The sequence below is a fragment of the Rhodococcus sp. ACPA4 genome (assembly GCF_002300185.1).
Classification (GTDB): domain Bacteria; phylum Actinomycetota; class Actinomycetes; order Mycobacteriales; family Mycobacteriaceae; genus Rhodococcus_F; species Rhodococcus_F globerula.
Window position 1 is genome coordinate 121414 of record NZ_NSDY01000002.1, and the last position, 24393, is coordinate 145806.

The 24393-nt window shown below is 61.2% G+C and carries 21 protein-coding genes; 9 read left to right on the forward strand and 12 right to left on the reverse strand.

What is annotated here, in order from left to right; genetic code table 11:
• Positions 1-10 precede the first annotated feature (10 nt).
• From CJ178_RS23800 to CJ178_RS23825, 6 genes are all read right to left on the reverse strand, one after another.
• Positions 11-2611 (reverse strand): helix-turn-helix transcriptional regulator, encoded by a 2601-nt coding sequence (locus tag CJ178_RS23800; protein ID WP_095888157.1) that lies wholly within the window; start codon positions 2609-2611, stop codon positions 11-13.
• A 276-nt stretch (positions 2612-2887) separates the two neighbouring features.
• A complete protein-coding gene (locus tag CJ178_RS23805) occupies positions 2888-3769 on the reverse strand; it encodes an A/G-specific adenine glycosylase (RefSeq protein ID WP_033236392.1) in 882 nt (293 codons plus the stop codon).
• Positions 3770-3921: 152 nt separating this feature from the next.
• Positions 3922-5280 (reverse strand): MFS transporter, encoded by a 1359-nt coding sequence (locus tag CJ178_RS23810; RefSeq protein ID WP_095888158.1) that lies wholly within the window; start codon positions 5278-5280, stop codon positions 3922-3924.
• Between the two features lie 25 nt (positions 5281-5305).
• Positions 5306-6532, reverse strand: a complete 1227-nt coding sequence (locus CJ178_RS23815) for an acyl-CoA dehydrogenase family protein (RefSeq protein WP_095888159.1) — start codon at positions 6530-6532, stop codon at positions 5306-5308.
• 38 nt (positions 6533-6570) lie between these two features.
• A complete protein-coding gene (locus tag CJ178_RS23820) occupies positions 6571-7650 on the reverse strand; it encodes a phosphotransferase family protein (protein ID WP_095888160.1) in 1080 nt (359 codons plus the stop codon).
• A 260-nt stretch (positions 7651-7910) separates the two neighbouring features.
• Positions 7911-8498 (reverse strand): TetR/AcrR family transcriptional regulator, encoded by a 588-nt coding sequence (locus CJ178_RS23825; RefSeq protein ID WP_095888161.1) that lies wholly within the window; start codon positions 8496-8498, stop codon positions 7911-7913.
• A 156-nt stretch (positions 8499-8654) separates the two neighbouring features.
• On the opposite strand from CJ178_RS23825, the gene CJ178_RS23830 reads away from it, so the two are divergent.
• Positions 8655-9521 carry a crotonase/enoyl-CoA hydratase family protein gene (locus CJ178_RS23830; protein WP_095888162.1) on the forward strand — a complete coding sequence of 289 codons (867 nt, stop codon included), beginning with the start codon at positions 8655-8657 and terminating at the stop codon, positions 9519-9521.
• Positions 9522-9611: 90 nt separating this feature from the next.
• On the opposite strand, the gene CJ178_RS23835 is transcribed toward CJ178_RS23830, so the two are convergent.
• Positions 9612-10412: a crotonase/enoyl-CoA hydratase family protein gene (locus tag CJ178_RS23835; protein ID WP_095888656.1), complete on the reverse strand. Its 801-nt coding sequence runs from the start codon at positions 10410-10412 to the stop codon at positions 9612-9614.
• A 106-nt stretch (positions 10413-10518) separates the two neighbouring features.
• On the opposite strand from CJ178_RS23835, the gene CJ178_RS23840 reads away from it, so the two are divergent.
• From CJ178_RS23840 to CJ178_RS23850, 3 genes are read left to right on the forward strand one after another with little or no spacing between them, the layout of a single operon-like run.
• A complete protein-coding gene (locus CJ178_RS23840; protein WP_095888163.1) occupies positions 10519-11487 on the forward strand; it encodes an NADPH:quinone oxidoreductase family protein in 969 nt (322 codons plus the stop codon).
• Between the two features lie 46 nt (positions 11488-11533).
• Positions 11534-13081 (forward strand): acyl-CoA synthetase, encoded by a 1548-nt coding sequence (locus tag CJ178_RS23845; protein WP_095888164.1) that lies wholly within the window; start codon positions 11534-11536, stop codon positions 13079-13081.
• Positions 13078-14172: a CaiB/BaiF CoA transferase family protein gene (locus CJ178_RS23850; protein WP_045068371.1), complete on the forward strand. Its 1095-nt coding sequence runs from the start codon at positions 13078-13080 to the stop codon at positions 14170-14172. The genes CJ178_RS23845 and CJ178_RS23850 overlap by 4 nt, the downstream gene beginning before the upstream one ends.
• A 51-nt stretch (positions 14173-14223) precedes the next feature.
• On the opposite strand, the gene CJ178_RS23855 is transcribed toward CJ178_RS23850, so the two are convergent.
• Positions 14224-15030 carry an enoyl-CoA hydratase/isomerase family protein gene (locus tag CJ178_RS23855; protein WP_045068374.1) on the reverse strand — a complete coding sequence of 269 codons (807 nt, stop codon included), beginning with the start codon at positions 15028-15030 and terminating at the stop codon, positions 14224-14226.
• Positions 15031-15159: 129 nt separating this feature from the next.
• On the opposite strand from CJ178_RS23855, the gene CJ178_RS23860 reads away from it, so the two are divergent.
• From CJ178_RS23860 to CJ178_RS23870, 3 genes are all read left to right on the forward strand, one after another.
• Entirely contained in the window at positions 15160-15939 is a 780-nt protein-coding gene (locus tag CJ178_RS23860) for an enoyl-CoA hydratase (RefSeq protein WP_095888165.1), read from the forward strand.
• 364 nt (positions 15940-16303) lie between these two features.
• Entirely contained in the window at positions 16304-16843 is a 540-nt protein-coding gene (locus CJ178_RS23865; RefSeq protein WP_045068379.1) for an HNH endonuclease, read from the forward strand.
• 25 nt (positions 16844-16868) lie between these two features.
• On the forward strand, positions 16869-17120 hold the full coding sequence (locus CJ178_RS23870; protein ID WP_033236363.1) for a WhiB family transcriptional regulator: 252 nt from the start codon (positions 16869-16871) through the stop codon (positions 17118-17120).
• A gap of 63 nt (positions 17121-17183) precedes the next feature.
• On the opposite strand, the gene CJ178_RS23875 is transcribed toward CJ178_RS23870, so the two are convergent.
• The 4 genes from CJ178_RS23875 to CJ178_RS23890 form a co-directional block, all read right to left on the reverse strand.
• Positions 17184-18335, reverse strand: a complete 1152-nt coding sequence (locus CJ178_RS23875; protein ID WP_095888166.1) for an acyl-CoA dehydrogenase family protein — start codon at positions 18333-18335, stop codon at positions 17184-17186.
• A gap of 15 nt (positions 18336-18350) precedes the next feature.
• Complete coding sequence (locus tag CJ178_RS23880) at positions 18351-19334, reverse strand: NAD(P)H-dependent flavin oxidoreductase (protein WP_033236365.1); 984 nt, start codon at positions 19332-19334, stop codon at positions 18351-18353.
• A 35-nt stretch (positions 19335-19369) separates the two neighbouring features.
• Positions 19370-20776 carry a 4-hydroxyphenylacetate 3-hydroxylase N-terminal domain-containing protein gene (locus CJ178_RS23885; protein ID WP_033236366.1) on the reverse strand — a complete coding sequence of 469 codons (1407 nt, stop codon included), beginning with the start codon at positions 20774-20776 and terminating at the stop codon, positions 19370-19372.
• Positions 20777-20842: 66 nt separating this feature from the next.
• A complete protein-coding gene (locus CJ178_RS23890; protein ID WP_095888167.1) occupies positions 20843-21778 on the reverse strand; it encodes a helix-turn-helix domain-containing protein in 936 nt (311 codons plus the stop codon).
• A 102-nt stretch (positions 21779-21880) separates the two neighbouring features.
• On the opposite strand from CJ178_RS23890, the gene CJ178_RS23895 reads away from it, so the two are divergent.
• Both CJ178_RS23895 and CJ178_RS23900 read left to right on the forward strand, forming a co-directional pair.
• Positions 21881-23593, forward strand: coding sequence for a thiamine pyrophosphate-binding protein (locus CJ178_RS23895; protein WP_095888168.1), 1713 nt, complete (start codon positions 21881-21883; stop codon positions 23591-23593).
• Positions 23593-24372, forward strand: a complete 780-nt coding sequence (locus tag CJ178_RS23900; protein ID WP_033236369.1) for an SDR family NAD(P)-dependent oxidoreductase — start codon at positions 23593-23595, stop codon at positions 24370-24372. Before CJ178_RS23895 ends, CJ178_RS23900 begins: the two co-directional genes overlap by 1 nt.
• Positions 24373-24393 lie beyond the last annotated feature (21 nt).

The following is a 24393-nucleotide window of genomic DNA, read 5'->3' on the forward strand; positions in this document are numbered from 1 at the left end:
CGTCGGTGGATCAGAGCAGACGTAGCTCCCGTCCGCGTGCGAGTGCTTCGCGGCGATTGTGGACTTGAAGCTTTCGGTACAGCGTGCGCACCTGCGTCTTGACCGTGTTGACGGAGATGAAGAGTGCGTTTGCCATCTCCGTCAAACTGGCGTCGGACGCGATCAGATCAAGAACTTGTCTTTCTCGCTCGGTCAAGGTGACCAGGTTCAGTTCGTGTGGAAATGTCTCTCCTGGAGCAAGTTTCAGGAATTTGGCAAGTGCGCTCGATCCGGTACCCGCTATGGATTCAAGGTGATCGACGTCGTGTCGAGATATGGTCGAGAACGATCGGAGATTGCCGGTTTGGTCGGCGATGCTGCAGGCATTCGACCAGGCTTCGGCGGCGCGTCGCGGCTCGCCACCTCGCGAATGCGCGACGGCTTGAATCAGGAGTGCCTCGATTTGTGGGCGTGGGTACGACTCTCGCGCCCAATCGAATTGGTGGCACAGCGCGATTGCCGATTCATTCTGACCGGCCCGCTGATACAGGCGCGCGACGGAAACCAGTGTCCAGGGGTTGGCGGCCGGCTCGGCGATGTCCGACGACAGTGCCATTGCCAAGTTTCCGTCCCCGAGCGCGAGGGCGAGATCGATTTTGGTGGAGCGCAACAACGGTAGCGCAAACGAATCGGGTTTCAGCTTTGTGGGGTTGTCGGAAATTGCCTTGCGCAGCAACGTGATAGCTGCGGCTTCTTCACGGCAGGCGAGTGCGTACTGGCAGTGCGTGTAGAGGACAAATGCCCACAGTTCCTCGTTGTTGTCGGGCTCTCCCAGGGCTGCGACGGCCTCACGTGCATCCTGGAGGTCGAGAGTGCACAGTGCAGTCAACGCACGGGCTACCAGTCCTGGCGTTCGTACCATCGAGTGGAGCCATCCATATGTGTTCGGATGTTTGCGCTCGAGCCGTGACCATCCCTGCGACAGAGTGGGTTCCCCGACAATCGCCCAATTCATGGCTACACCTCCCGCCGCATTGCGGGCGATGAAGTCGATGCCTTGTGATTCACCGCCCCAGTACGCCATGCGCATCTCGGTGGTGGATTCGGCGAACCGTCCGCTCAGTTGAAAGGTGATACCCCATTGCACGCGCATCAACGGGAGTTGCGGGCTGATGTCGTCGGGGTTCGTAGCGAGAGCGCTTCTGCTGATCTGGGCCAGGCGGCGGGTCGTTTCGGCTGCAGGCCCGTATTTTCCGGCGACGCGCAGCCTGATCGAGTGAACACAGCCGACATTGAGTACGTCGCGGGCGTCCTTGCTTGCACCGATCGCTCGGAGTGCTTCGGCAGAGCGAGGCAGCGCGGTGATCGGCTTGGGGATGTCGCCCGGCTGCATGGTGAACAGGTCGCGGCCCGCCAGAGCAATCGAACTCTTCTTCGCCGTTGCGGGCGGTATCTGTTGCAATGCGCGGCGTACGATATCAAAGCTTTCGGAAAGCATTGTTACCCAATTATTTTCGATAATATTGATGGCAAGATCCCAGTCGCCGCCTTCGGTCGCGTACTTCAGCGCCGACGCGTGTCGGCCGGAATCGAGTCGGAAATGTGCCAGCGAGGACAATTGCTCTGTCGGATCAAGTCCGAGCTGTGGTTGCGTTGCCATCAGTGACGCGCGAACTGCCGCTGGAAGTTCCCAGCTTTCGTCAGTTCCGATTTCGATCCGGGAGAGTGTGCCTGCCGATTCCAGCTCGAGTAGACGTTCACGAATCCGGTTACGGGATTCGGGGGAGGCGAACAGGTGCGCTGCAGTGCTCACATCGAGGGTTCGCGCTGTCGAGCAGGATACGAGGAAGTCCCGATGGTCAGCGATGTCGGTGTTATCGAGGGTCGTGCGCCGGGTGTACTCGTCGATCGTCTGTTGCAGGTTCAGCTCGAGGAGTTGATCTCGATCATGTTGTGTGGGTAGTAATTCGACGACCGCGGCGCCGGCATGTACGAGAGTTGGTAGGCCGCCGGTCATTGTCGTGATCTTCTCGGCTTCGCCGGGAAGGGGATTCGACCCGATGAACGTCAGTAGGTTTGCTGTGTCGGCCGAGTTGAAGAGTAGTTCCTCAGCACGGATCAGTTCGTGATCTACCTCGAGGAAATATGGTTCGGCAAACAGGGTGAGTCCCGACAATGTCACGGCGATGTCCAACTGGTGGCAGCGGGTGACTAGTTCGACAAGTTGCTCTTCGAGTGCGTGGTTCGGGATGAGATCCGGCCGAATCAATACCAGGAGAACTGGATTGGTGACGGCGGAGAATGCGGCGGCGAGGTCGGTGAACGGATCGCCGGATACGTGTGGGGCAACAATGCCGGACTGCCTGCTCTGGCGGAGGATCGTGGTGAGGTATTCCGATGCGCTCGAATTGAGCGGTGGAGCCGGAACCCACACGAGATCGTGGTCCGAGGTGTCGGAAGATTCGAGCCAGGATTTCAGGAGGTCGGATTTACCGTATCCGTTCGGGGCGCGCACAATTGTCAGGGGAGTCCGGCGATCCAACTTTGCAAAGAGCGCCTGACGGGGGAATGGTCTGGCGATGGCAGAGTGATTGACGCCCTCGACAGTTGCGTCCCCCTCCCGCCCCGACATCCTTGTGTTCCTAATCCCCGTTGTGCTCGTGCTTGCAATCTTCGGACCGACAGGCACAGAGAGATTGGGTGAAATGTCCAATTCTTCGTGTGCTTCCGAAATAGTAACTGGTACGGAGAATTGATGCCCTAATTAGGGCAATTCGGGCACAATTCTTCTCGAGGGAATCTGGTGTCCGGCCGATAATCCAGCCTCACCACGGGCTTTTGTGCCCAGAGAGTGAGGACGTAGGGCCATAGCTCGAGAATCGCCGGAGTGTTAGCGCTTAACCCGCTGTCAGCGGTTGCCCTCACCGGCCAGTGCAAACAGGCCGTCTTCGGTTTGTTCCACCAATCCGTCGACAAGCAGTGAATGCAGTGCGCGGTCGCGTTGACCGGGGTCGGTGAGCCAGACGATGTCGAGGCGCGCACGTTCGACGGGATGGTGGGTCTCTCGAAGAACAGCCATCAACTTGCCGCGGACCTGGCGATCGGTACCGGCGAATTTCTGCACTTTCTTCGGTGGACCGGTGTGTGCCGGTTTTCCGGAGGCAACCCAAGCGCAATTGGGCAGCGGGCAGTTGTCGCAGCTGGGTGTACGCGCCGTGCAGATCACGGCGCCGAGTTCCATCAGCGCAGCACTGTAGGTTGCCGCTCGTGCGCGGGTGCGGGGCAACAGAGCGGCGACGTCCGCGAGATCGCGCGTGTTCGACGGATTGCCCGGCTCTGCGTTGCCGTGCACGGCACGGGCAACAACGCGGCGAACGTTGGTGTCGACGACGGGAACTCGTTGTCCGTAAGCAAAGCACGCCACGGCACGCGCCGTATAGGAGCCGATACCCGGCAGTGACAGCAAAGTGTCCACGTCGCTGGGGACCACGTCGCCGTGTTCGGTGGCCAGGACGCCGGCACACTCGTGCAGGCGCAGTGCGCGTCGTGGGTAACCGAGCTTGCCCCACGCCCGCAGTACCTCAGCCTGGCTCGACGCCGCCATTGCCGACGGAACCGGCCAGCGCTGGACCCATTCCTCCCAGATCGGCGCGACCCGTACCACCGGCGTCTGCTGGAGCATGATCTCGCTCATCAGAATCTGCCAGGCACTGACTCCGTCGCGTCGCCACGGAAGATCACGGGCGCTATCGGCATACCACTTCAGCAGCACCGAAGATTCCACTGCCACCTTGACTGACACACTCCTAGGGCCTGGTTACGCGCTCGGCGACGTTCACCAAGACCCTATCGTTACGCTCCGACATCCAACATGCGCACCTGATGCAGAGAAAACGGTGGGTGGGCGGTATCAAGAACCGCCCACCCACCTCGTCGTTTCGATCAGGACGCGTACTGTGCATCCGTTCGTGTCGCGGTCGACGCGGGCGTCGACGTTCCCGAGTACCGGCGAACGATGATGTAGAGGCAGATCAGTCCGATCGCTCCGGCAGCGGCAAGGAATGAACCGACCTTCCACGCATTGTCCGGATTACCGTTGATCAGCATCACCATGATCATCGGCGCAAAACCGCCGATGATGGCCGAGATCTGATAGCCGAGCGACGCTCCGGAGAATCGGATCTCCGGCGGGAACAATTCTGCGAAGAGTGTTCCCTGAGTGCCGGTTTGGAGCGACATCGCAACGACGCCGACGATCACGGCCACTGCGAACGGCCAGATCGTGTCCGGACTGGAGCCGCCGATCATCAGCCACATCGGAATGCCCCACAGCATCATCGCCGCGGTGCCGAGACCGAAGACGAGCTTGCGGCCGTACAGATCGGAGAGGTAACCGGCCAGAGGGACCAGGGGAATCTGAATGGCGCAGGCAATCAGGATGTACGTCAATACCGTGGACCGGGGGATCTCCAGATACGTCGTCGCGAACTGCACGGATCCGGTGATCATCGTGTAGAAGAAAATCACACCGATTGCATTGGCGCCTGCCGCGGCAAGAACCGTGCCCGGGTTCTTCTTGAGGACCTCGAGAATGGGGGACTTGCGGACAACCGGCGATTCTGCGAGCTTCTCGGCAATTGCCTTGAATTCAGGCGTCTCCTCGAGATAACGGTGAATGAGGAACGCGACCGGGAGCATCACCAAACTGATCCAGAACGGGATGCGCCAGCCCCAGGCGAGGAACGAATCCGCGGCGAGAGTGGCTGTAAGAATGAGGAAGACGATATTTCCGAGCACGACGCCAATCGGAACGCCCAGTTGCGCAAAGCTTCCGAACAATCCACGACGGTCGGCTGGGGCGTTCTCGGTTGCCAGCAGCACTGCGCCGCCCCACTGTGCGCCGACGGCCAAGCCCTGGCAGATTCGCAGAGTGACAAGGATAGCCGGGGCCAGCCAGATCACATTGGTGTTCGGGACGAAGCCGACCAGCGACGTGGCAATGGCCATCAGGACAACCGCGGCCACCAACACCGGCTTGCGGCCGTAGCGGTCACCAAAATGTCCCGCGAGCACGCCGCCGATGGGGCGAGCGATGAAACCGACTGCAACGGTGGCAAACGAACTCATTGCTGCAACCACCTCGCTGTCGGTGGCGAAGAACGTCGAGTTGAACACGAGTGCCGCAGCAGTCGCGTAGATGAAGAAGTCGTACCACTCCAGGGAAGTGGAGATGGCCGCTGCGAAGGACGCGCGCCGGGACCTACCCTGGCGCTGCACCGCTGATTCGGTGTTTTTGGTCATCACGATTCACTCTCTGTGGGATCGTTCACTTGGGTTCGTTGAGGACTGGAGTTGCGGCGAATTCGGCGCGAGCGAGCGAGCGACGGTGGACTTCGTCCGGGCCGTCCGCGATCTGCAGGAACCGTGCCTGCGCATACAGGACCGGAAGAATGGTGTCCTGCGACAGCCCGGCGCCGCCGAACACCTGAATGGCGTTGTCGATGATGTCCTTGACTGTCAGTGGAACCAGAACTTTGGCCGCTGCAATGTCATGGCGCGCAGCCTTGTTCCCCTCGACGTCCATCCGCCAGGCGGCGCGCAGAACGAGCAACCTGGCGGCGTCGAGCTTGATCCTGGAATCAGCAAGGTTGGCCTGTACAACACCGAGATCGGCGAGGGGAGACCCGAAAGCGACTCTGGTCCTGGCACGTTCGGTGAGCAGTGCGATTGCGCGCTCTGCCATACCGATCAACCGCATGCAGTGATGAATGCGTCCTGGACCCAAGCGTGCCTGAGCGACTGCAAAACCCCGGCCGCGGGGACCGAGCAGGTTTTCCCTGGGGACACGAACACTGTCGAAGACGATTTCGCCGTGTCCACCCTCGTGGCGGTCGTCGAAGCCGAGAACCGTTGTGGAACGGACGATCTGCAGGCCGGGGGTGTCCATGGGTACCAGCACGATGCTGTGGCGGCTACCGACCGGAGCTTCGGAGTCGGTCACGCCCATGACCATCGCAACCTTGCAGTCTTCGCGAAGGGCAGCAGTGGACCACCACTTGCGTCCGGTCAGCACCCACTCGTCACCGTCCTCCGCGATATCGAGACACACGTTGTTTGCATCGGAACTCGCGACCTCGGGTTCGGTCATCGAGAAGCACGATCGGAAATCGCCGTCGAGAAGTGGGGTCAGCCACTCGGCCTTCTGCTGCTCGGTGCCGTAGAGATGGAGCAGTTCCATATTGCCGGTGTCCGGTGGATTGCAGTTGACGGCTTCGGGACCGATCAACGGACTCCAGCCCGTCAATTCCGCCAACGGTGCGTATTCGAGGTTGCTCAGGCCGGCGCCCTCGCGGGCCGGGAGGAAGAGGTTCCACAGGCCCGATTCCTTGGCCGTTGCCTTGAGTTCGGCCATGATCGGTGGTGCGCCCCAGTGGCTGGGGTCTGCCGCCAATTGCTGCGCTGCAACGGCTTCGGCGGGTAGGACGTGCTCTTGCATAAAAGTCGTCAGCTTCTGTTGCAGCTCTTTGACTTTCGGACTGTATTCGAAATCCACGTCGGTGGTTCCAATCTCGGGGCGCGTCGCACAAAAAGTCAGCGGCGCAGTTCGTGAACAGAGGAAGTGCGGGTCAGATCGAGCGCACGCTGTAGAAGCGGGCCGACCATGTCGGCGACGTCGTCGAATCCTTCGCCGACAGTGTCGCCCTTGGCGTGTCTGGCATTGATGCCCTCGAGGATGACGGCAATCTTGAAGTCGGCGAACACCGTGTACCAGTCGATATCCGGCAGATCGATGTTCCGGCGGTCGGCATATCGTTCGAGTAACGCAGCGCGACTGGGAAATCCGTCCAATCGAGCAAGTCCGCGAGTGATCGGGTTGTCGACGGCTCCGGGTTGATCCCAGAAGCTGAGCATGATGCCGACGTCGGCGAGTGTGTCTCCGAGTGTTGCCATCTCCCAGTCTAGAAGGGCAACAATCTTTCCGGGATCGGAGCGGGAGTAGAGAACATTGTCGAGTTTGACGTCCCCGTGCACGATCCCGGGTAGGGATGTGGTGGGAACGGCACGGCGAAGTTTGTCGAGGAGTGCCGCGACCTCGGGGCGATCAGTGGTTCGAGAGGCGTCCCATTGCCGCGACCATCGGTCCAGTTGTCGCTCCAGGTATCCGTTGGTTCGCCCGAAAGTGTTGAGTCCCACTGAATCAGGATCGACAGAATGAAGGTCGGCGAGGACATCGGCAAAGGCAAGTCCGGCGCGTTCTCGATCGACCGGCAACAGGGCGGCGGCGGATTCCGGGGTGCCGATGGAATTGCCGTCTATCAGTTCCATCAGATAGAACGTCGCGCCGAGTACGTCTTCGTCCTCGCAGAGAAGGAACGCCTCAGGTACCGGCACCGACGTGGATGCGAGCGCGTCGATGACGGTGAATTCCCGAACCATGTCGTGAGCGCTCGGAAGTACGTGACCGAACGGCGGACGGCGTAATACCCAGGTGTTCGAGCCGTCTGCGACGCGATAGGTGGGGTTGGATCGCCCGCCGCTGATGAGTGACGCTGTGATCTCTCCGTCGATCCCGCCAGCGAGATGTGTCGACAGGTACGTGGAGAGTGCGTCGAGGTCGAGTCCGGAGACGACGCGGCCTGCGTCGGACGTCGTCGATGATGCCGCGGACATTCGATGCACGCTCCTTTCGATGGAAACACAGCCGAACGATCGTTCGGCTGTGGATCATCATCAATGGAACGATCGACAAATGTCAACCATGAATAAATATCGAATTTCCTGCGAACATTGGTGCGGGAGCAACGATGATCGAACCGCTTGCCAAACGATCGTTCGCCTGACATTATGGGCATTTAGTGACGCAGGTCTCACGGATGGTGGAGGTGTGGATTCCGGTGAAACGCGTGCAAAGGAAGGATTGTTCGGGCCGGTCAGGCCGGTTCGACCATCGCGGTGGCCAAAGCGCAGTAGCGATCCGCAAGGTCCTGCGCGCTCAGTGGGCCGTCGGCACGCCACCACACGCAGACCTGCTGCCCCATGTTGATGATGGCGCGAACGGCGTCTCGTGGGTATTCGGTGCGAAACGCGCCTTCTTCCACTCCGCGTTCGATGACATCCCGGAAGATGTTCTCCTGCTCGTCGCGCAGTGCGACTACCAGGCGGTGCCCCGGCTCGTCGAGACTGCGCAGCTCGGTTGCTCCGACAAGAGCGTCTTCGCGCCGCGTCGTGTGGAACATGACCCAGGCGCGAACCAGCGCTTGCAGTTGGTCTTTCGGCTCTCCGCCCGAGCGGAGCAGCGCGCTACGCGTCATGCCGTGAGCGTCTCGCAGTGCCTGGAGCATTATTTCCTGCAGAATGTCCTGCTTGGATTTGAAGTGGTGATAGATGGATGCGACTGTCAGATCGGCGCCTGCAGCGATGTCGCGCATGGATGTGCCGTGGTAGCCGCGTTCGTTCATGTTTCGGACGGCGGAATCGAGAATGAGCTGCCGGACTGCGGCAGTTTTTGCCACGCTCATTTTTCGAACTCCTCGCGTTCTGCACGTCTTCCGGTATCCGGACACAGCGTAGTAGCCGAACGATCACAAGGTTCGACGGGCAGCAAATATCCGCCGTGAACTGTGAAGATCCACGTCCTGTGAGCTTATCGTTCGTTAACAAGAGGAGAATTGCCTGTGCAGCACATATCGCTGACCGTGGACGATGGCATTGCCGTCATTACTCTCGATCGACCGGACAAGCTGAACGCCTTCACCACAATCATGGAAAACGAGCTGATCGAGGCGTTCGACATCACCGACGCTGACGATTCCGTACGCGCCGTGATTCTGACCGGAGCAGGCCGAGCGTTCTGTGCCGGCGCCGATCTGTCCTCCGGGCCGGATACCTTCACCGAATGGAGCGCCGAGCAGAACGGCGCAGAGGAGAGTAGTGCCGGCGAACGGCGCGATGGCGGCGGTCGTGTGGTGTTACGGATGTTCGACTCGCTGAAGCCGATCATCGCGGCGATCAATGGTCCTGCGGTCGGCGTCGGTATCACCATGACTCTCGCAGCGGACTTCCGATTGGCGGCTGACGACGCCCGGATGGGGTTCGTCTTCAATCGCCGAGGCCTTGTGCCGGAATCTTGTTCCTCATGGCTGCTGCCGAAGCTGGTTCCGCTGCAACGAGCGCTCGACTGGATTTACTCCGGGCGCATCTTTCCGGCTACCGAAGCCCACGCCGCCGGATTGGTCTACCAGCTCTATTCTGCCGACGATCTGCTTGGCGAGGCTATTGCCCTCGCGCGCAGCCTTACTCGCCACAGCGCTCCGGTTTCTGTTGCTCTCTCGCGTCAGATGGTCTGGCGCCTGCTGGGCGCCCCACATCCCATGGTGGCGCATCGGATCGAGAGCATCGGGATCAACGCCAGAGGGTCGCAAGAGGACGTCCGGGAAGGCATCAGCGCCTTCCTCGGCAAGCGTGACGCGAACTTCCCGGATCGGTGCAGCGACGCGATGCCTGACCTGTTCTCGGAACATCTCCCGCGACCGCAGTGGTGACGGAAACACAGTGGTGATGGAACCACAGTGGTGACGTAAACCCGTACCCGCCACCGGAATCGAGGATTCCGGTGGCGCATAGGGAACGGCTCAGCGGCCGGTCCAGACAGCCGGGCGCTTCTGTGCAAAGGCCAGCGGGCCTTCCTGTGCGTCGGCGCTGGTGAAGACCACCTTCATTGCAGCGGCGTTGGCTGCCCACACATCAGGCTCCCAGTCCGATGCCGTTGCGGTTCGATGGATCATCGACTTCGACTCCCGCACCGACAGCGGCGCGTTTGCCGCAATCTGCTCCGCCAATTCGAGTGCAATGTCCAGTGCGGTTCCCGCCGGTGCCACTCGGTTGACCAGGCCGAGTTCCTTGCCCTGAGCGGCCGTGATCGGTTCGCCGGTCAGGGCAATTTCGAGCGCCACCTTCCGTGGGACTTGTTGCTGCAGCCGGATTACACCGCCGGCAGCGGCGAACAATCCGCGCTTGACCTCGGGCAGGCCGAGCTGCGCGTTCTCGTCGACCACTGCAAGGTCGCTCGCGAGCACCAGTTCGGTGCCACCGCCGAGTGCAAATCCGTTGACCGCGGCTATGGTCGGCTTGCTGATCCAGTGCTGTACGTAACCTGCGAAACCCCATTCGGGATGGCCGTCGGCGTCGGTGCTCTCTCCCGCCGACAGCGCCTTGAGGTCCGCGCCGGCGCAGAACGCGCGGCCGGAGCCGGTGATCACGACGACGCGCACGTCGGCGTCGGCTTCGGCCTGTTCCAGCAAGGTGCCGACCGCGGTCGACAGAGCCGCGTTCACCGCGTTCAGGGCCCGCGGCCGATTCAGGGTGATGATCGCAACCTGCCCACGAACCTCGTACAGTGCTGCTGCTTCGGATGTCTGGTGCTCGGGCGTGATTGCCACGGACTGCCTCTCGTCGTAAAGTCTTACCTAGCGCTCGTTAAACTGTTACCACGGGCGTGCCCGAACAGTCAAAGATGTCGGATCACCACGAGGAGCATGTATGCACGCGGTCCAGCTAGCCGAATTGATCGGACCGGAAGGGTTGCGTTCGGTGGATATCGCCGAGCCGACAGACCCGACGCGGGTAGTGGTGGATCTGCATGCCGCCGGAGTGTGTTTTCCGGATCTTCTGCAGACCACCGGCAGTTATCAGATGGCGCGTGACTTGCCATGTGTTCTCGGATTGGAAGGCGCGGGAGTTGTTCGTAGTGTGCCGGCAGGGTCGGATCTGTCCCCGGGTGACCGCGTAGCCGTGTTGTCCACGGAGGACGGATCCTGGCAGCGTACTGTGGCCGTGAAGCCGTCCTCGGTCTTCCCGCTCCCTGATTCCGTTTCTCTCACAGCAGGATCCGGATTTCTGGTCAACTACCTGACTGTGCATTTCGCGCTCGACGAGCGAGCTCGGTATCGAGCTGGTGAGACGGTGTTGGTTCACGGCGCTGCAGGTGGAGTGGGTATTGCCGCATTGCATGTCGCTGCCGCGCTCGGGCTCGAAACCATTGCGGTCGTGAGCACGCCGGAGAAGGCCGCACTGGCTGCCGAGTCGGGAGCATCGCATGTCGTCTTGGTTGACGGCTGGAAAGATCAAGTTCGCGAGATCACGAACGGTCGCGGCGTCGATATCATTCTCGACCCCGTCGGTGGTGATCGTTTCACGGACAGCTTGCGCAGTCTCGCTCCCAACGGTCGCCTGATCGTCTTGGGCTTCACTGGCGGTGAGATACCGACTGTCAAGGTCAATCGACTTCTGCTGAAAAATATTTCGGTGATGGGCGCCGGATGGGGTGAGTATCTGCGAACCGATCCCGGATACCTTGCCCGTCAATGGAATGTGCTTTACCCTTTGCTCGAGTCCGGAATTCTGCGAGTGCCCGAACCGACTCTCTATCCGTCAGATCGTGCCGTGGATGCGTTGACATCCCTGAAAGACCGGTCTGCTGTCGGAAAAGTGGCTCTGTCCTTCGAATGAGCTGGAACCATTCATCTTTCGTGAACGAAACCTTGGAGTGAAAACCATGTACCCCGGAGCCTATGTCGCAACAACCCCGGACAAAGCTGCTGTCATCGTCGCGGAGACCGGTGCGGTGGTGACGTTTGCGGAGTTGGAAGCGAATTCGATTCGCATCGCGCGTGTTCTGCACGAATTGGGTTTGCGACGCGGCGACAATCTGGCGGTACTCGCGACCAACAACATTCAAGTTTTCGACATCTACTGGGCCGCCATGCGGTCGGGTGTTTATCTCACGATGGTGAACTGGCATTTGACCGCTCCCGAGGGTGCCTACATTGTCGAGGATTGTGACGCCAAGATTGTCATCGTCGATTCAGCGCTACCCGAATTGGCGGGAACATTGGCCGATCTCATTCCGGCGAATGTGATTCGGTTGTCCTTCGGCGGCGAGCTCGAGGGATATGCCTCGCTCGACGCGGCGGCGGCGCTCGAGTCCGATGTGCCGTTGCCGGATCAGCCTCGTGGTGCCGACATGTTGTACTCGTCGGGAACGACCGGTCGGCCCAAGGGGATCAAGCCGGCGTTGCCTGATCGTCAGATTCAGGATGCCGGTGATCAGATGACGGTGATGAATCAGACTGCTTGGGGCGTTACGGATTCCGATGTCTATCTTTCGCCGGCTCCGCTGTATCACGCTGCACCGCTTCGTACCTGTGCATCGGTACAGGCGTTGGGCGGAACCGTCGTGGTGATGAACAGGTTCAATGAAGAGAAGGCACTCGAGTACATCGAGAAGTACCGCGTGACGTACAGCCAGTGGGTTCCGACGATGTTTGTTCGGATGCTCAAACTTCCACAGGAAACGCGAGAGCGTTACGACATTTCGTCGTTGCGTCTGGCGGTGCATGCTGCGGCGCCGTGCCCGGTTGACGTGAAGCGTCGGATGATCGAGTGGTGGGGCCCGATTCTCGACGAGTACTACTCGTCGACGGAGTTGAACGGTATGACTATCGTCCATTCCGACGAATGGTTGCGTAAACCGGGAACGGTGGGCCGGGCGGCCTTGGGTGTTCTGCATATCTGCGGCGAGAACGGTGAGGATCTGCCTGTGGGAGAAGTGGGCACCCTGTACTTCGAACGTGATGCACTTCCATTCAACTACCACAACGCACCTGAAAAGACCCGGGAGGCACAGCATCCCGAACATCCGACATGGACAACGACGGGTGATGTCGGATATGTCGACGAGGACGGCTATCTGTTCCTGACTGATCGTAAGTCGTTCATGATCATCTCCGGTGGTGTGAACATCTATCCGCAGGAAATCGAGAACGCGCTGATCGAACATCCGTCGGTGTTGGATGCGGCAGTGATCGGTGTTCCCGACGACGAGATGGGCGAGATCGTGATGGCAGTTGTGGAGCCTGTTCCCGGTCTGGAAGCAGATGATGCGCTTCGCGACGAATTGCTCGATCATCTGCGGGGGCAGATTGCGAAGTACAAGCTGCCGAAGCGGCTCGTGTTCAGCACCGATCTTCCGCGCACCCCTACCGGAAAACTTGTCAAAGGTACACTGCGTGCTCGTTATTCAGACAATGCCGGCGCACGATGAGCGGCCCGTTGCATGGAGTGCGCGTACTGGAGTTCGCCGGCCTCGGGCCGGGACCGCACGCTGCGATGATGCTGGCCGATCTAGGAGCCGATGTCGTCCGCGTCGAACGTCCGTCGGGCGGGCTGGAAATCTCGCCCAAGGATCAGGACCAATTGTTGCGCGGTCGCCGCTCGATCGAGGCTGATCTCAAGACCGACGCGGGACGGGAACTCGTCAGGGCCCTTATTGCGAAAACCGATGTGTTGGTGGAAGGTTTCCGCCCCGGCGTTACTGAACGGCTGGGGTTCGGTCCGGACGACTGCAGGAAGATCAACGACCGACTGATCTACGCCCGCATGACGGGTTGGGGGCAGGACGGCCCACTCGCTCAGCGCGCGGGGCACGACATCACTTACCTTGCGCTGACCGGTGTCCTCCATACGATCGGCCCAGCCGACAAGCCCGTGGTCCCGTTGAATCTCGTGGGCGACTTCGGTGGTGGCTCGATGTTCTTGATCCTGGGAATCGTCTCCGCGCTGTACGAACGCGAGAAGTCCGGTAAAGGCCAGGTGATCGACGCAGCCATAGTCGACGGAACGTCAGTACTGGCACAGATGATCTGGTCGCTGCGGGGCAGCGGGCAGTGGAGTGATTCTCGCGCAACCAATCTGCTGGACGGTTCGACTCCGTTCTACGACACGTATCGCTGCTCGGACGGCAAGTTCGTTGCTGTCGGTGCACTCGAGCCGCAGTTCTATCGAGCGCTGCTCGACGGTCTGGGATTCGATCCCGCGTCACTGCCCGAACAGATGGATCAGGATGGCTGGCCGGAACTGCGCGAGCGATTCACAGAAGCGTTTGCCGCACGTACACGTGACGAGTGGACGGCGCTCTTCGAATCGACGGATGCGTGCGTTGCGCCGGTGCTGAGTCCGGCGGAAGCTGCAACTCACCCACACCTGGCGCACCGTGGAACTTTGGTCGAAGCCGACGGAATAGTGCAGTCGGCGCCGGCACCGCGATTCTCCCGGACAGCAACGACTCAGCCCGCGGGGGCGCCCAAACCCGGCGCGGATACAGCAGCCGTGTTGAGTGACTGGCTTGGGGCCTGAAGTGGCGGGCACCTGAAATGGGGGGACCTGAAGGCAGGTCCCCCCAGGTCGTCAACGCCGCCGGTAGGTCGGAGCCCGCTTCTCGAGAAATGCCGCAGTAGCTTCTGCAGCGTCCTCGGTGAGAGCGGTAATGACCTGCTGGCGGTTCTCGAACTCGATCGCCGCATGCAGGGTCGGGGTTTCCAGTGCCAACCACATGCCCTTCTTTGTCATCTCGACCGAGACCGGCGGATTGTTCAGGATCTCACCGGCGATTCGAAGTGCTTCGGTGAGAAGGTTTTCCGAGTCGACAACTTGGGAAACGAGCCCGATGGATCGCGCATGCGCGGCGTCGAATCGACGCCCGGTCAGCATCAGTTCGTGTGCATTGCCGGCCCCGATGATGCGTGGCAACAACCACGAGACGCCAATATCGCACGCCGAGTATCCGGCGGTGATGAACGAGACCGCAAATACTGCCTCGGGTGCGGATATCCGGATGTCACTGGCGCAGACCAGTGCTAGTCCGCCGCCCGCCGCCGGCCCGTTCACCGCGGCGATCACAGGCTGGGGGAGTGAATTGATTCGCTCGGTCAGATGTGCAATGTCCTGCTGTCGTCCGAACGCCGCAAGGGTTCTGCCTTCTGCCTCGTCTCGCTCGGAGTCGCCGTAGCCCTTGAGGTCGAGCCCGGCGCAGAACGCTCGTCCCGCACCGGTGATGACCACGACACGACATGTTCTATCCGACGCGATGTCGTCCAGCGCTGCAGTTAGTGCCGCGACCAGATGGACGTCGAGCGCGTTGAGTCGTTCGGGTCGATTGAGAGTGAGCAGGGCAATGCCCGGCGTCGGTGTACTGATTTCGAGTAGGTCGGACATAGTCTGTTTCTCCTTGTTACTTATCGCTCGCTAAGGTATGAATATCAGTGAATCGCTTACTTCGGCAAGACCCTTCCGTCGCCGCTTCCTGCCCCGACCGGACGACTGCCTGAACGACAAGGACCCGACATGACTGCAACACGACCAGACGTCTACTCGACCCATGACAACGGCGTACTTCGTGTTGTGATCAACCGCCCGCATCGAATGAATGCGGTGAACACCGAAGCGTTGCAGAATCTCTCTACGATCTTCGACGATCACGCGCGTCGCGGCGACGTACGGGTAGCGGTACTCGAGGGAGCAGGCAGAGCATTCTGCACCGGGGCGGACCTGGCTGATGCAGTGTTGTCGGGTCCGCCCTCCGCGGACACCATCGATGCCGCCAACGACCTGGCGCGTGCCATCAGGTCGTTCCCCAGCCCCGTGATCGCAGCGGTGCGAGGTCCCGCTGCAGGAGTGGGTGTTTCACTGGCATTGGCGTGTGATCTCACCCTAGCTGCGGAGTCCAGTTACCTCCTGCTCGCCTTCACCAAGGTGGGCTTGATGCCTGACGGCGGTGCAACAGCTCTTGTTGCGGCGTCGATCGGCCGGGCTCGGGCCATGCGAATGGCACTCCTAGCGGAAAAACTTTCGGCACGAGACGCTTTCGACAGTGGACTGATCTCGCAGGTCTGCCCGGACGACGCATTCGACGACGAGCTTGCGGAGCTGATTCGTCGCCTGGGTAGCGGGCCGGGCAAGGCATTCCAGCAGACCAAGGACGCGATCAACGACGCCACCCTGACCGAACTGGACTCTGCCTTCGAGCGTGAGCGTGCCGGACAGATCTCACTACTCGCCGGTGCTGATTTTGCGGAAGGTGTCGCGGCGTTCCAAGGCAAGCGGGCGGCGGTGTTCGGCGGGTAGCGGTAGGCCGGGTGAACTGAGCGACGGGTTGCCGTCCGTGAATATTTGCAATACATCTCAGCTTTGACGTGGCACACTGGGTGACTCACAGCCGACGCACACGATCAGGAAGGACGCTCGAATGCACGCCAGCTTGTACTCGTACCGCAAGTCGCAGTCGATGATTCGTTTCCTGGACCGGCTGGCGGAAAACTCCGGCACGGCCGCCGGATTCCGCATGTGCTGAAGCCCCACCACTCGGGGCGTGTGCGTCCCGATACCAGCTCACCCAACGGGTGACCTCACGGCCGACCTCGGCCACCCCGGACGATCACACCTCGAGAACCACCACTCCCTCTGTGAGAGAACAAGGTTGTCGATTGTCATGCCTCGCCCACCCACCGCCATCACCACCCGAACCTGGATGAACGCGCAAGTGCGAGTCCTCAACGCCACCTACGAGGACTTCGACCTCGTACCCGCCGCTCGCGCGGTCGTGCTGCTCGTCGAGGATCTTGCACTCACTCTGGTCGAGCACTCTCCGCGCTTCGTCGTGCGCTCCCAGCATGTGGCAATCCCGCTGCCGCGGACGATCCAGCTGTTCGAGTACGTGCACACCCCGCCACGTCCGACGATCGACGACGACACCCGCGCGAGTTTCGCCGGCGTTCTGGCGCGAGACCACTATCGGTGCGCGTATTGCGGCGCGGCGGGGGCGACGACGGTCGACCACGTGTACCCACGTAGCCGAGGCGGAAACAACAGCTGGTCGAACCTCGTAGCGTGCTGCCTGACCTGCAATAACGCCAAGTCCGATCAGACCCCGGAAGAGTCAGGCATGCCGCTCCTCTGGGTACCTCGAACGCCTCGCACCGACCGCAAACGCCAACACACGATCTGGCGTGAATTGACTCCTCATCTCTGAATTGCCTTGGAAGGAGGCACATCCCATGACGACGATGATGACCTTGGCTGACCTGCTGCCTGTCTCGGAGGAGGTCGGAGACTGGGCCGTCGCCGCCTGCCGAGGTGATCGGCACCCAGACCGGTGGTTCCCCCACCCGAGTGAGGCGTTCGACTACGCGGCCGAGACCTGCGCCCGGTGCCCCATCACCATCGCGTGCGGCGCCTACGCGGCCGATACTGCACAGACCGGGGTCTGGGGCGGCTGTGAGTACCGGCAGGGCAAGATTGTCCGCTGAGTGCACGTCGGACCCATACCAGTGGTGGTGTGGGTCCGACGGTTTCGATCGTCTCAACGCCTGTCAGTTCTTGGCGATGTCCCGACCGATGATCTCCTTCATGATCTCGGTGGTCCCACCGTAGATCGTTTGAATTCGACTGTCGACGTAAGCTCGCCCAATCGGGTATTCCATCATGTAGCCGTACCCGCCGTGCAGTTGGACGCATCGGTCCACGACACGCTTTTGTAGTTCACTTGCCCACCATTTTGCCTGCGCCGCTTCGACGGCGGAGAGTTCCCCGTCGTTGATCGCCAGGACTGCATTGTCGACGTATGCCTGTGTCACGTCGATTTCGGTGAGCATCTCGGCGAGCGCAAATCGTGTGTTCTGGAAGTCGCCGATGGGCTTTCCGAAGGCACTGCGGTCGAAGGCATAGGCCTTGGTCCATTCGTAGGCTGCACGTGCCACGCAGATTGCGCTGACGGCAATCGAGAGTCGCTCGCGGGGAAGTCGTTCCATCAAATGGATGAGTCCGCCGCCCTCTGTACCGAGTAGGTTGCTTGCCGGAACTCGGACGTTCTCGAATGACAATTCGGCTGTGTCCTGGCCTGCAAGACCCACTTTGTGGAGCTTGCGACCGCGGGTGAACCCTTCCATCTCACGTTCGACGACCAGGAGGCTGAAGCCGCGCGATCCTGCGCTGGGATCGGTACGGGCAGCGACGATCACGATATCGGCATGGATACCGCTCGTGATGAATGTCTTCTGGCCGTTCAAGATCCAGTCGTCCCCGTCACGAACGGCAGTCGTCTTGATGCCCTGCAGATCGCTACCGGTTCCCGGTTCGGTCATCGCAATGGCGCAGATGATCTCTCCGGCAGCCATTCCCGGAAGCCAGCGTTGTTTCTGCTCGTCGGTACCGAGATCGGCGATGTACGGGATGACGATATCGTCCTGGAGTCCGAGCCCGGCGCCGAACGAAGTGGTGGCGCTACGGGCGATCTCTTCGGCAACGATGTAACGGTAGCGGTAGTCGAGTTCTCCTGACCCGCCGTACTGTTCGGGTACGGCCAAGCCGACGATGCCCATCTTACCGGCGGCAAGCCATGCCGATCGGTCCACGAGACGGTTTTCTTCCCAGTCGTCGTAGTGTGGGCTCACCTCACGGGCGATGAACTCGCGGACGGAATCTCGATAGGCTTCGTGATCTTCGGTGAAGAGTGTGCGACGCATACTTCCCCTCCTGTCCTAGACGGAAACGCGTTCGGTCATCGAGCGCAGACGCGCTCCGATGATGTCCTCGGCTTCGGAGACCATGCGCTGCACCATGTCGTCGACGGTAGGGATGTCGTGGATCAGTCCCTGCGAGGTTCCGACGGTCCAGATGCCGGCGTCGGGATCGCCCTTCTCGTAGACGGTGCGTCCGCGGGCGCCGGCGACCAGTTCGCGGACGTCTTCGAATTGTCCTCCACGTGAGAGGATGTCGACCACCTCGCGGCTGACCGTGTTGCTGGCGACGCGAGCGGTGTTGCGCAGTGGCCGGAAGATGAGTTCGGTCTGGGTCTCGTCGGCGGCGACGATGGCTTCTTTGATGTTCTGATGAATCGGCGATTCGACGGTGCACATGAAGCGTGTGCCCATGTTGATGCCGTCGGCGCCGAGAGCAAGGGCGGCGACGAGTCCGCGGGCGTCGGCAAATCCGCCGGAGGCGATCATCGGAATCGAAATCTTCTCTGCCGCTGCGGGGATCAGAACCAACCCGGCTACGTCGTCTTCGCCGGGGTGACCGGCGCATTCGAAGCCGTCGATGCTGATGCCGTCGACACCGAGGTCCTGAGCCTTCACCGCGTGGCGCACGGTGGTGCACTTGTGGAGCACCTTGATTCCGGCGTCGTGGAACATCGGCAGGTGCGGTCCGGGGTTGGAGCCGGCGGTCTCGACGATCTTCACGCCCGAATCGACGATCACCTGGCGGTACTCGTCATATGGCGGCGGTGTGATGGACGGCAGGATCGTGAGGTTGACGCCGAACGGCTGATCGGTGAGGTCGCGGCAGCGGGCGATTTCGTTGGCCAGGTCCGCGGGTGTCGGTTGTGTCAATGCGGTTATGAATCCGAGTGCGCCGGCATTGGCCACGGCAGCAACGAGTTCCGCTCGCCCTACCCACTGCATACCGCCCTGCACGATGGGATGGCGAACACCGAACGTTTCCGTGAATGCTGTTGAGATCATGAGGGTCCTTGCTGTTGCGTCGGAGTGGAAGTCGGTCAGAGGTGGCTGATTCCGGCCAGGTCGCTGACGTAGTTTCGTGCCTTCGTGGAATCGAAGGAGCGTGCGATCTGCAGTTTCTCGGCTTCTAGTGAGCCTTCTGCGTGGGTTGCGAGTACGGATTGGTATCCGCCGTAGTCGCGGGCGGTGAGGTCGGCGATGAAGTTGAGTAGCCTCAAACGCTTTTCGGCAGGAACTGCTGCAGCGTAATACTTTTCGAGTACTGCGCGAATGTCGGGGTTGTCCCAGTCTTCGCCTCCGGGACCGGTGGCGAGCAGGCCGCCCGAGAGGTCGGTGAGTATTGCGACCGCGTTGTGAAATCCGTGGGCGAAGTGGTATTTGGCCATGTTGACGGCGAGCGGATCGGGCTGCTGAACGCCGTGCGCACCCGGCTTGGACCGGACGGCGGCCAGTTGCGCCAGCCCACGGACGGTTTCGCTCCAGGTGATCAGTTCCGTGATCTTGCCTTTGACGTGGCCGGCTTTGCTGATGCCGTTGGCTTCGGCGATCAGCGATGCCGCGCCGACCATGATGTCGAGCAGTGGCAGTTTGTAGTTGATGGCGGTGAAGCGGTGGTAGTCGACGAAAGCCAGTGCGAGCGGTCCGGCGAGTTCGGGTTGGCGGTTGAGGAAGACCCGATTCTTCGGTACGCGTACGTCGTTGAAGACGGTGAGCGATTCGAGCAGCTTGTGCTTCGTGGAGATCGGGAACTCGAACGAGTTGCGTTCCCCGGCAGCGTACGGGGAGACGTACAGTTCGAGGCCCGGTGTGTCGATCGGGATGGCGAAGGAGACCGCGTAGTCGGCGTCGTCGGGTCCCATGGCGCGGGTGGGCAGCACGATGAGCTCGTCGGCGTTCGCAGAGAACGAGGTGTGGCATTTGGCGCCGCGCACGGTGATGGAGTCGGCGTCTTCGTCGACGATGTGCAGGTAGAGGTCGGGGTCGGCCTGTTGACGCGGCGCGAGTGAACGGTCGCCTTTGACGTCGGTTTGGGCGACGGCCAGGGACAGGTCGCCTTCGCACACCCGCTGGTAGAAGGCGCGGGCGTTGTCGAGCCCTTCGCCGGTGGTGGCGCGTAGGAGTGCAAACAATGCGTCGCTGCCGACCTCTTTGAGGACGATGGTTCCGCCGCCGCGTCGTGATACCTCTTCGATGAGTGCTCCGCGGCGCACGAGGTCTTCGGCGGAGTTCGGTGCGACGTAGAACGCGCTGACTGGTTCGCCATCCACTTCGGTGATCGCGAGGTCGGGTCGGTCGTCGGCGATGTCGTAGCACAGTGCCGAATGATCCACTGCAAGAGTCAGTTCAGGCTCCGCGTAGACGTCGGATATCTTCTTCCCTCGGTAGAAGACCCGACGGTCGTCGTTGAGGCCTTTTCGGTACTGGTCACTGGACCGTATGCCCACGGGATACTTCCTTGCTCTTCGGTCGCGGTTATTGCTCTGAACATAGCTTAGCGATCGCTATATAAGCTATGTTGCACGGTCTTCAGATGTCAATGGGTTGGGTGAACGGCCATGCATCAGCGTGGTGACCCGTTCGGCGGCTTCGCGCACAAGTACGCCGAGTTCGGTAATGCGTTCCCCGGTTACGGATGACGGTGCGTCGACCAGGCAGAGAATCAGTGCGGGTGATGTGTCTTGATCGAATGCGGTCGCGTTCACGGACAGCAGTTGGTAGTGCGCGTTCGGGTCGATTGTTCCCACGGCAACGTCCGCGGACAGCAGTCGACGTGCCTCTCTCAGTGCGAGCGCGGCCCGCTGTCCGCCAACCCCCGGTTTGCGCAACTCTGCGACCGCATCGGAGATCGAACGGTCCTGTTGCCAAAGGCATTCCACGGCAAATCCGCGCTCCCGGACAGTGTCGAGGATCGGTTCGTACTCTGCCTGTAAAAAGTCGGTCTCCGTGCTCAGGGCTTTTGTACCGAGTTGAAGCCACTCGTCGAGTTGATCCTGCCCGTACCAAGCTGCCAGTGCGGCGCCTAATGGTGGTGCCATCAACACCTTGTCGCCGACGCGTAGTCCGAGCGTTCCGCTGCGTCCGGAGATCGGTTGAACAACTTCTGCGACAACCAGATCGGCGCCTGACCGGATGAATCCCAGGCATGCCAGTTCTGACGTGTCGGCCAATTCGTGCATGACGGTTCGGGCGAGATCGACGACATCGGTTGCGCGAGAGGCGGCCTGACCGATCGGGACCAGGGCGGGGCCGAGTTGGTACGTCTTGCGAACGGGATGGCGGACGAGCCAGCCCGACTCCGCCAGCGCGACGACCATGGGATAGCAGGTTGCCTTTGCGACCCCTAGGTGCCGAGCAATGTCGGCGAGGCTTCGCCCAGTTTTGGGATCGGATGCCAACAGTTCGGTGAGCATGACGATGCGATCGGTCTGCGGTGAGTTACGTGCCATGTGTTCGCATAATGCCACTCTGGCGCCGCACTGTGACCCACGCTACTGTTCAGATACTTAGCGATCGTTAATCAAGCGCCATGATTTCCGGAAGGACAACACATGACTGTCAATGGTGGCGAACTACTTGCCAGAGCCCTGGCCGAAGCTGGAACTACCGAGGTATTCACCCTGCACGGAGGGCATTTGGATGCTTTCCTCGTTGCCTGTCGGCGAAACGGCATTCGCCTCACCGACACCCGTCACGAAGCCACTGCCGGACATGCCGCCGACGCCTACGCGCGGGTGACCGGGACGTACGGCGTTTGTGTCGTCACGTCCGGTCCTGGCTTTACCAACGTCTACACCGCGCTGACAAATGCGCTCCTCGATCGCACCCCGACCATCTTCGTTGTGGGCGCTCCGCCGATGCGCGAGACCGAGACGAATCCGCTGCAAGGTGGGTTCGATCAGATAGCAGCGGCCACACCGGTGACCAAGTGGGCCTATCGCATAACCGACCCCGCACGCGTACCCGAAATCGTTGCACTGGCTATTCGTAAGGCTACGACCGGAATTCCGGGTCCGGTTCTGCTCGAAGTTCCGATCGACGTGATGTTCGGCGAGGCCGACGAAAACGCCGTGAGATTCCCCGCGAACTACACAGTCGACGCCCGGCCCGGTCCAACTGCCTCGGCCGTCGAAGCCGCACTCGATGTTCTTGGCGAAGCGAACAATCCTGCGATAGTCATCGGCGGTGGTGTCACGTTCTCCCGCGCCGGCGAGGCTCTGGTGGCATTCGCGGAAGCAGTGGATGTACCCGTGTTCTACCCGGGAAAGTCGGATGGAGCGATACCCGCAAGTCATCGTCTCGCCGGCGGTGGACTGTTGGCGATCGGGTCTTTGCCTGCGCTCGGACAGCCCACTCCCGACGTAGTGCTGATAGTCGGAGCCCGGGCCGGAATGTTCACCGGCGGGCGCACCAGCTTGTTCCCTGGCGCGCGATTGATACAGATCGACGTCGACGCGTCCGAAATCGGACGTATGCAGGATGTCGAGGTTCCGATCCTCGCCGACTGCCGCGAGGCGCTCGTTGCGTTGAAAACTGCTGCTGATCAACGTCAATGGCCCGACTGGAGGACCTGGGTCGAGGCCGCCACCAGTGCGAAGCACGCACATCGTCATGGATTCACGGATGAGCAGACGCAGACCGGCAAGGCGCATCCGTACTTTGCGGCGCGCGCGATCGTAGAGGCTTGCCCTCCCGGCACGACCTTTGTCATGGACGGTGCCGAGGCGCCGTCATGGGGTGAATTCTTCACGACGACAGAACAAGTGGGTGGCGTTCTGCGCCTCGGATATCTCGGTTGTCTGGGAGTCGGGCCGGGATTTGCCATCGGCGCACATCGTGCGCGCCCGGAATCGCCCGTCGTGCTGATCACCGGCGACGGTGCTGCAGGATTCCACATCCAGGAATTCGACACCATGGACCGTCACGGAATACCCGTTGTGACAGTGGTATTCAACAACGCAGTGTGGGGGATGTCGATCCATGGTCAGGAAGCTGTGTACGGGGATGAAGGTATCGTCGTCTCAGAGCTCGCGGACAGCGCATATGAGAAGGTTGCCGAGGCCTTCGGCGGGTACGGCGAGCGAGTGAAGGATGTTGCATCTATCGCCGACGCGATGAAGCGTGCATTCGACGCTGGGGTGCCCGCATGCATCAACGTCGAGGTGGATCCACACGTCGTCCACCCCATTACGACAATGATGCTCGGCGACGTCACCAGCACGGACGAAATCGTGGTCCCCTACTACGAGAACATTCCTCGCTGATGTCGACACGTGTTGCGGGGAAAGTGGCGGTCGTCATCGGCGGAGCATCCGGCATCGGTTGGGCAACAGCACAATTGCTGGCGTCAGAAGGTGCAACTGTCGTGATCGGAGACATCGATGTCGAAGGTGGACGGTCCCGCGCCGTCGAACTCGGCAGGGGAGCCGAAGCCGTGTGCGTCGATGTTGTCGACGAGGAATCGGTTCGCACGGTCTTCGAAGAAACTCGGGCGAGGCTCGGTCGGGTGGACATTGCGGTCAACTGCGCCGGCTTGAATCTGCCCGGATTCATCACCGAGTTGGACGCCGATACGTGGAGGCGCACGGTGGATATCTGCCTGACCGGTGGGTTCTTCGTCATCAAACATGCTGCCCGAGCGATGGAGGCCGGGGGAGCGATCGTCTCGATCACCTCTCTGAACGCACGCCAGGCTGCCGCAGGGTTTGCGGGATACTGCTCCGCCAAAGCAGGTCTCGCCATGCTCACCGAGGTTGCAGCGCTCGAGCTCGGTGAGCGCGGAATCAGGGTTAACGCCGTCTCACCCGGTCTGGTCGAGACACCCCTTGTCGAGGGGCTGACATCTGTCCCGGTCATCCAGGCAGATTTCACGGAGAACACCCCGCTCGGACGTAACGGGTCGCCGCGCGATGTTGCGGAAGCTGTGCTCTACCTGGCCTCCGACGCGTCGTCGTGGACAACGGGGGAGGTTCTCGACGTCAATGGCGGTGCGCATTTGCGTCGGTACCCCGATGTCATGAAACACCTCGGGGCCCTGTCGTAGCGGCAAGCTTCGAGGCTGCCC

Bases quoted from the DNA above. Each gene is read 5' to 3' on its own strand.
- CJ178_RS23825 (WP_095888161.1), bottom strand. From the start codon at position 8,498: ATGAGCGTGGCAAAAACTGCCGCAGTCCGGCAGCTCATTCTCGATTCC.
- CJ178_RS23840 (WP_095888163.1), top strand. From the start codon at position 10,519: ATGCACGCGGTCCAGCTAGCCGAATTGATCGGACCGGAAGGGTTGCGT.
- CJ178_RS23865 (WP_045068379.1), top strand. From the start codon at position 16,304: ATGCCTCGCCCACCCACCGCCATCACCACCCGAACCTGGATGAACGCG.
- CJ178_RS23880 (WP_033236365.1), bottom strand. From the start codon at position 19,334: ATGATCTCAACAGCATTCACGGAAACGTTCGGTGTTCGCCATCCCATC.
- CJ178_RS23810 (WP_095888158.1), bottom strand. From the start codon at position 5,280: ATGACCAAAAACACCGAATCAGCGGTGCAGCGCCAGGGTAGGTCCCGG.
- CJ178_RS23850 (WP_045068371.1), top strand. From the start codon at position 13,078: ATGAGCGGCCCGTTGCATGGAGTGCGCGTACTGGAGTTCGCCGGCCTC.
- CJ178_RS23860 (WP_095888165.1), top strand. From the start codon at position 15,160: ATGACTGCAACACGACCAGACGTCTACTCGACCCATGACAACGGCGTA.
- CJ178_RS23875 (WP_095888166.1), bottom strand. From the start codon at position 18,335: ATGCGTCGCACACTCTTCACCGAAGATCACGAAGCCTATCGAGATTCC.
- CJ178_RS23900 (WP_033236369.1), top strand. From the start codon at position 23,593: ATGTCGACACGTGTTGCGGGGAAAGTGGCGGTCGTCATCGGCGGAGCA.
- CJ178_RS23890 (WP_095888167.1), bottom strand. From the start codon at position 21,778: ATGGCACGTAACTCACCGCAGACCGATCGCATCGTCATGCTCACCGAA.
- CJ178_RS23895 (WP_095888168.1), top strand. From the start codon at position 21,881: ATGACTGTCAATGGTGGCGAACTACTTGCCAGAGCCCTGGCCGAAGCT.
- CJ178_RS23800 (WP_095888157.1), bottom strand. From the start codon at position 2,611: ATGTCGGGGCGGGAGGGGGACGCAACTGTCGAGGGCGTCAATCACTCT.
- CJ178_RS23820 (WP_095888160.1), bottom strand. From the start codon at position 7,650: ATGTCCGCGGCATCATCGACGACGTCCGACGCAGGCCGCGTCGTCTCC.
- CJ178_RS23870 (WP_033236363.1), top strand. From the start codon at position 16,869: ATGACGACGATGATGACCTTGGCTGACCTGCTGCCTGTCTCGGAGGAG.
- CJ178_RS23855 (WP_045068374.1), bottom strand. From the start codon at position 15,030: ATGTCCGACCTACTCGAAATCAGTACACCGACGCCGGGCATTGCCCTG.
- CJ178_RS23845 (WP_095888164.1), top strand. From the start codon at position 11,534: ATGTACCCCGGAGCCTATGTCGCAACAACCCCGGACAAAGCTGCTGTC.